The sequence below is a fragment of the Xanthomonas populi genome (assembly GCF_002940065.1).
Taxonomy (GTDB): Bacteria; Pseudomonadota; Gammaproteobacteria; order Xanthomonadales; family Xanthomonadaceae; genus Xanthomonas; species Xanthomonas populi.
In genome coordinates this window covers 1-7,245 of the sequence record NZ_MDEJ01000165.1, presented here as the reverse complement: position 1 = coordinate 7,245, position 7,245 = coordinate 1, and the positions used below count along the sequence as shown (strand labels likewise).

At 61.8% G+C, this 7,245-nt stretch carries 4 protein-coding genes and 1 pseudogene; all 5 read right to left on the bottom strand.

Annotated elements, in window-relative coordinates; genetic code table 11:
- Positions 1-70: 70 nt before the first annotated feature.
- Positions 71-1,075 (bottom strand): annotated as a pseudogene (locus XpopCFBP1817_RS18380) (tetratricopeptide repeat protein); the annotation flags it as partial.
- Positions 1,076-1,227: 152 nt separating this feature from the next.
- Positions 1,228-2,034 carry a M48 family metallopeptidase gene (locus tag XpopCFBP1817_RS18375; protein ID WP_128418214.1) on the bottom strand — a complete coding sequence of 269 codons (807 nt, stop codon included), beginning with the start codon at positions 2,032-2,034 and terminating at the stop codon, positions 1,228-1,230.
- 62 nt (positions 2,035-2,096) lie between these two features.
- Entirely contained in the window at positions 2,097-2,933 is an 837-nt protein-coding gene (locus tag XpopCFBP1817_RS18370) for a CPBP family intramembrane glutamic endopeptidase (RefSeq protein WP_128418213.1), read from the bottom strand.
- A gap of 68 nt (positions 2,934-3,001) precedes the next feature.
- A complete protein-coding gene (gene gyrB, locus XpopCFBP1817_RS18365; RefSeq protein WP_128418212.1) occupies positions 3,002-5,446 on the bottom strand; it encodes a DNA topoisomerase (ATP-hydrolyzing) subunit B in 2,445 nt (814 codons plus the stop codon).
- A 114-nt stretch (positions 5,447-5,560) separates the two neighbouring features.
- On the bottom strand, positions 5,561-6,667 hold the full coding sequence (recF, locus tag XpopCFBP1817_RS18360) for a DNA replication/repair protein RecF (RefSeq protein WP_128418211.1): 1,107 nt from the start codon (positions 6,665-6,667) through the stop codon (positions 5,561-5,563).
- Positions 6,668-7,245: the final 578 nt, after the last annotated feature.

Below are 7,245 nucleotides of genomic sequence, written 5' to 3'. Positions count from 1 at the left end.
GATCATGTCTGTCGTTCTCCGCTGGCAGGGCGTCAAGTCAATGATGGCAGATTGCTGGGGTTTTTAGAGGCTCCTTGTAGTAATACGACTGCGCCAACGCGAGGTATGTCTGATAATCAGGCTTGAGAATGCCTTTTTGCATACCTTCGTTAATGACGGCGATGACGTCCTTTTCCTTGTTATCGGTGTTGGCGTAGATCGAGTAAAACTGCTTGTACTCCTTCTCCTCGGTCAACTGCCCGGCAGCGCGCAGCGTGTCCATAACGGCGGCGGCCTTGTCCATCTGGTCGGCCAGCATGTACATGCTGGCCAGGTTGAGCTGGGCCTTCTTGTCGTTGGGCGTCTTGGCAGCGATTGCCTCGGCGGTGGCGACGGCCTCACCGGTCTGGCCGGCTTCGGCGTAGGACGCCATCAGCAGCTGGTTCCAGGTGTCCTTCGGCTCGGGCGAGGCGGCGATGGCCTGCTTCAGCACCGGGATCGCATCTTTGTAGCGCTCTGCCTGGTACAGCGCCTGGCCCTTGACGATCAGATCTTCCGGGCGCTGCGACTTGCTCTCGTCCAGGTACTTGTCCAGCGTGATCAGGCCTTCGGCCTGCTCGTTGTCCTGCAGCTGCAACTGCGCCAGCATCAGCATCGATTGGAACTGGCCGTTGTTATCGAGCGCGTTGAGGCCGATCGCCTGCTGCAGGTATTTCTTGGCAGCGGCGGTGTCGTCCAGGTTGTAGGTAGCCTGCGCGGCGAGCTGCGCGGCCAGCGCCTTGTCGGCTTCATTGGCAGCGGCATTGGCCAGGATGTCGTCGGCCTGGGTGCGTACGCTAGGGTAGTCCTCGCCCTTGTTGAAGGTTTCGATCAGCTTCTGCAGCTTGCTGCCCAGCTTGGACGACGGCTTGATCGTCGGCGCGGCGCGGGTGGACTGCGGGTACAGGTCTTCTGCCTTGCCGCTGCTCTTGGACTTACGACTGGCACGCTCGGACGAGCGATCCGACTGCGCGACCGCATCAGCGACGACAGCCCCGCCCAGCGACGCGGCGATGAACAGGGACAACAGGGCTTGCTTGCGTTTGAGCAGTTTCATGATTCACCTCGGACGAGCCGCCGTTGGGCGGTGCGAAAAGCGGAATGGAAGCTGTACAAAAAATCTGAGCCCGCAAACTTAGCAGAAAGTCTCAGTTCCCGAAAACGGTTTCCATGCTGTTTTGCGATATTCGGTACGTAGAAGAAGCAGTTTCAGCCACAGCGTGGCGCCCGACCGTCCTGCCTGGCCTGTGTGTACACCGGCTCGAGTTGATTGACATCGGCCTGCAGTTCGCGGATGCGATTGGCCGGATCGGGATGGGTGGATAGCCATTGCGGCTGGCGGTTGCCACTGGCGGCCATCATGTTCTGCCAGAGCGTCACCGCCTGGGCAGGGTCGAAGCCGGCCTGCGCCATCAGGCGCTGCCCGACCACGTCGGCCTCGCTCTCCTGGGTGCGCGAGCCAGGCAGCAGGAACACCGTCTGCGCGGTCATGCCGCCGACCTGGTTCACCGCGCTGGCCGCTCCGTCACCGTATGCAGCGCCCGCCAACGCGCCGATGATGCCCAGGCCCGTCTGGGCACCGAGCTGGCGGGTGATGCGTTCTTCGTGGTGGCGCGAGATCACATGCCCTATTTCATGTCCGAGCACGGCGGCCAGCTGATCTTGGGTCTTGGCGACTGTGAAGATGCCGGTGTTCACGCCGACCTTGCCACCGGGAAGCGCAAACGCATTGGCTTCGTCGTCGACGAACAGCGCCGTTTCCCAGCGATTTTGCCGCCATTGTGGCGGCAATTGCGCCACCAGCGCGTTGACCACGCATTGCACGTAAGCGTTCTGCTTACCGTCGGTACTGACTTTTTCCTTGGCCTTGGTCTGCGCAAACGACTGCACACCAAGCTGGTCGAGCTGCTGTTGCGAGACGCCTCCTACCACCTGTCGGCGGCCGGTCGGCGAAGTTGTGGTGGTACATGCGGTCAACGTAAGTACGGCAACGACGAGCAACAGCCTGACTTTCATTCAATCCTCCTGGAACCCTGGATCTATTTTGGCAGGCTCGTCTTAACTTTTCATCAACCCGGTCAGCCGATTCCGAAAAAGTACAGTGCGGCTAAGGCGGTCGCGTTGTTGATGCCGTGCGCGGCGATGGGTGCCCACAGTGTGCCGGTACGCCAGTAAAGCCACGCAAACGCCGCCCCCATGCTGCCGTAGATCAACCACAGCTGGGCGATGGCGGCCGGGCCGTTGCCACTGATGCCGGGTACTTCATGCACCAGCGCGAAGATCGCGCTGCTCAGCGCAATGCCCAGCCACGGACGGCCGGAGGCCAGCAGACGGCCAAACAACACGCGCCGGAACAGCAATTCCTCATACGCGGGGGCAATGACGACAGCGAACACCACCAGCGCCCGCGGCCAGTGTTTAATCGCTTCTTCCATCAGCGGCAGGTTGGTCGGCACCGGCTTGATGCCGAGTGCCGATGCCGCGACGCTGACCAGATTGCTCAGCACGAACACAGACACGGCGATCAGGCCGGTCCAGCCCCCAGTCGATGCACGCCGCGCTGCCGCACGCGAGGCGGCCTGTTCCGATGGGGTGGCACGGCGACGCCAGTAGTACAACAGCACCGCCGGGGTGGCGGTACTGACCAGCGCAGTGAGCAACTGCACCAACACGCCAGGTTGACCGATCGCGGCCATGATCTGCACAGAGGAGGGCGTTAGGCCCTGCGCTTTGGCCGCCTGCACATAGCTGAAGCCGCGTACCGCTCCCCACAGCGCAAAGCAGGCCACGCTGAGCGTCAGCAGCAAGCCGGTGGCGATCAGCACATCGATCCAGAAGCCGAGCAACGGGGGAAGCAATCGGGACTTGCCGGCAGCACAGTTCGTCGCCGGGGTCGTTGGAAGATCTGCGCTCATCGTCGTCCTGAAAAAACCGCACGCGCCAGCGCATCACCGAAGCGATGTGCTGGCGTGCGACCGAACGCTCAGATATCCAGGTTGGACACCTTCAGCGCGTTGTCCTCGATAAAATCGCGGCGTGGTTCGACCACATCGCCCATCAAGGTGCTGAAGATCTGATCGGCCGCCACCGCGTCCTCGATGCGCACCTGCAGCAGGCGGCGCGTATCCGGATTGACCGTGGTTTCCCACAGCTGTTCGGCGTTCATTTCGCCCAGGCCCTTGAAGCGTTGCACCTGGCGGCCCTTCTTGGCTTCTTCAAGCAGCCAGGCATGCGCCTGCGCAAAACTGGTGATCGATTGGGTCTTGTTGCCACGCACGATCTGCGCGCCTTCGCGCACCAGTCCATCCAGGGCCAATGCCACCTCGCGCAACGGACGTAGTTCACCGCTTTCGAACGCGCCCATCGGCAGCACCTGGGTGAATTCCTCGCCCATGTGCTTGCGCACCGCCACCAGCGTGGCAGACGTGCTGTCGGTAGCCGGATCGAAGCGCAGCTGATAGCGCGCCGTGCCCAGGGTGCCGCGGTTGAGCACCGCCTGCAGCTTGTCCAGGGTGGGGTGCTGGTCGCCTTCGGCCTGCAGCTTTGCCACGTCCAGCGGCGGCAGATCGATCAAGGCGGTCATCAGCGCCGGGTCGTAGCGATGCGCGTTGCGTGCAATCGCTTCATTGGCGCCGGTGAACAGCATCAGCAGCTTTTCCAGCGCCTCGCCGGTGATCGGCGGCTCATCGCTGGCCGGAATCAGCGCCGCACCTTCAACCGCATTGCTGGCCAGGTAAGCGTTGAGCGCCGCGTCGTCCTTGAGATACAGCTCGCTCTTGCCCTGCTTGAGCTTGTAAAGCGGCGGCAGGCCGATGTAGATGTAGCCGCGCTCGATCAGCTCCGGCATCTGCCGGTAGAAAAACGTCAGCAGCAGGGTGCGGATGTGCGAGCCGTCGACGTCGGCGTCGGTCATCAAAATGATGCGGTGGTAGCGCAACTTGTCCGGGTTGTACTCGTCGCGTCCGATGCCGGTGCCGAGCGCGGTGATCAGCGTGCCGACCTGATCGGAGGCCAGCATGCGGTCGAAACGGGCGCGCTCGACATTGAGGATCTTGCCGCGCAGTGGCAGCACCGCCTGGTTCTTGCGGTTGCGGCCCTGCTTGGCCGAGCCACCCGCCGAGTCACCCTCGACAATGAACAATTCCGACAACGCCGGGTCTTTTTCCTGGCAGTCGGCCAGCTTGCCGGGCAGGCCAGCGATATCCAGCGCGCCCTTGCGGCGGGTCAGATCACGCGCCTTGCGGGCGGCTTCGCGCGCACGTGCGGCATCGACGATCTTGCCGGTGATGGCTTTGGCTTCGTTCGGATTTTCCTGCAGAAACTCCTGCAGGCGCGCACCGAAGGCGTTTTCCACCGCCGGACGCACATCCGAGCTGACCAGCTTTTCTTTGGTCTGCGAGGAGAAGCTCGGGTCGGGTACCTTCACCGACAACACCGCGATCATGCCTTCGCGCATATCGTCGCCGGTCAGAGTGATCTTGGCCTGCTTGGCGATGCCGTTCTGTTCGATGTAATTGCTGAGCACGCGCGTGAGCGCGGCGCGGAAGCCGGCCAGATGGGTGCCGCCATCCTTCTGCGGGATATTGTTGGTGAAGCAGTACGTCGTTTCCTGATAGGCGTCGGTCCACTGCAGGGCCACATCCACCACGATGCCGTTGTGCTCGCCGGTCACGGAGATGACGTTCGGGTGCAGAGGCGATTTCAACTGGGCCAGATGCTCGACGAAGCTACGGATGCCGCCTTCGCAATGGAAATCGTCGCGACGGCCTTCGCCACGCTCGTCGATCAGCGCAATCTTGACGCCGGAATTGAGGAACGACAGCTCGCGCAGGCGGCGCGCCAGGATGTCGTAATGGAACTCGACGTCGCTGAAAATGGCCACGGCTGGTTTGAAGCGCAGCGTGGTGCCGCGTTTGATCGAGGCTTCCAACTGCTTGAGCGGATATTGCGGCTCGCCCAGCGCGTACTCCTGCTGGTAGTGGAAACCGTCGCGCCAGATGTCCAACCAAAGGTGCTCGGAGAGCGCGTTGACCACCGACACGCCCACGCCATGCAGGCCGCCAGACACTTTGTAGCTGTTGTCGTCGAACTTGCCGCCGGCATGCAGCACAGTGAGGATCACCTCGGCGGCCGACACGCCTTCTTCCTTGTGTATATCGACTGGCACGCCGCGGCCGTTGTCTGACACGGCCACCGAGCCATCGAGCAGGATCTTCACCACGATATCGTCAGCGTGGCCCGCCAGGGCTTCGTCGACCGAGTTGTCGACCACCTCGAACACCATATGATGCAGGCCGGTGCCGTCGTTGACATCGCCGATGTACATGCCGGGGCGCTTGCGAACAGCTTCCAGGCCACGCAGCACGGTGATCTTGCTGGAATCGTAGGTGCTGTTGGGTGTGGTCGGGGTGTTTTGATCTTGAGTCATGCGCGTGCCGTTAGCTCCACTACACGGGCGAGGGCGGCAGGAGCCGTGCCGCGCCGTGGGAAAAGGGGGATAGCGCGAAAATTATACCAGTCGGCCCGCATGTGCCGTGGTTGCTCATTGCGGGGAGGCATGAGCGATAATCTGGCCGTGTTCCACGTGGAACCGATGCAATAATTCACCAGCATCGGCAAGCCCGGGCGGCACCTCGGTGGCTGTGATCAACACCTGCGCGGGCGCGGAGGCAAGCCGTTGCAGAACACGCGCCTGATGGTGCCGATCCAACTCCGAGCCCAGATCGTCGAGGGCAATCACTGGCCATTCGCCACGCTCATGGGCAAAGTCCTCAGCCTGAGCCAGCAGGCAGGCGAGGGCGGTGAGTTTGGCCTGGCCCCGCGAGAGTGTGTCTTTGCCCGGTAACGCGTCGAACGCAGGCGTCCAATCGGCCCGGTGCGGCCCTTGCGAGGTGTAGCCGTTCTGGCGATCTCGCTCCCGTGCCAGCAGCAACGCATCGGCAAGCGGGACTTCGTGGCGCCTCCAACCCGGCGCGAAGGTCAGCGCAGACAGGCCTAATGATGGGGCGATCGCGGTTGCGACGGGAATCAGCCGTTCCTGCAGGCGGTCCAGGTAGCGCAACCGCCGCGAAGTTAGGGTTTCGCCGGACTCGGAGAGTTCGTGATCCCAGGCGTCGAGCATGCGCGGCTGTGCGCCTTGCTTGAGTAACGCGTTGCGCTGCTTGAGTGCCCGTGCATAACGCCGCCACAGGGCCAGGAAGTCAGGCTCCACGTGGAACAAGCCCCAATCCAAGAAGCGGCGGCGCGGTTCGCCGCCACCGCTGATCAACAGATGGCTGCCCGGCTCGAAGGTCACCACCGCTAGCGCGGCACACAACGCTCCCAACTGAGCGACATCTTCACCATCCAGACGACCGGTCCATTCCTGGCCACTATGGCGCAACCCTGCACGGCGCGAACGTTCGCCAGCGTCGCCGCTGCGCTCGCGCCATTCCACGAACACGTCCAGATCGTCGGCACCTTGCTGGATCAACCCATCGCGGACCCGACCGCGGAAGCTTCGGCCATATGCCATCAGATGCAGCGCCTCTAGCACGCTGGTCTTTCCGGCGCCGTTGTCGCCTGTCAGCAGGTTCAGGGAACTTGCGGGATGAAGCTCAAAGGTCTGGAAACGACGAAATCGATGGATGGACAACCGCACAACTTGCATCGATCGGTTTGCTCTTGGCTAATCCGGCGTCCCGGTCGGTGCGCAGGATACGTGATCAGTGCAGCTCCTGTGCAAACCCCTGTGAGGGCGGGCGAAGGACAGGCAGGGGATAACGTGGGGATAAGTCCAAGACTTCAGAGGTGTCTTTTGCTTATCCACAGGCTGTAGATTGGCAAACCAGGCTATAAACACAGGGTTTGGCAACCTAAAAACCTTTTTGAAACAGCCACTTGAGGTACTTCTAGGCGAAATCTGGCCCTACCATCACCACCAAGCTCTTAAGTTATTTCTATATTTAAAAGCAAAGCCAGATGTGCATAAGTCAAAAGCAAGCTCAAATGTCCACAGCATCGAACGATGAAGACACCAGACCGCCCTAGACCCTGATTACCCCCAGCAGTCTGAAACTGAACATACTTACGTATTCCAGTCTATCCCCTTGCTCGCATCTGGATTGCCCAGGCCGCTCTGCTCTAGGACGGCGACTAATTCGCCGCACCTGAAAAATCCCCTTCAAGCACCAAGCGCCGTCGGTAACAGCCGTACGGCGCTAAGGGATGACCATCCCATCGCGCGCA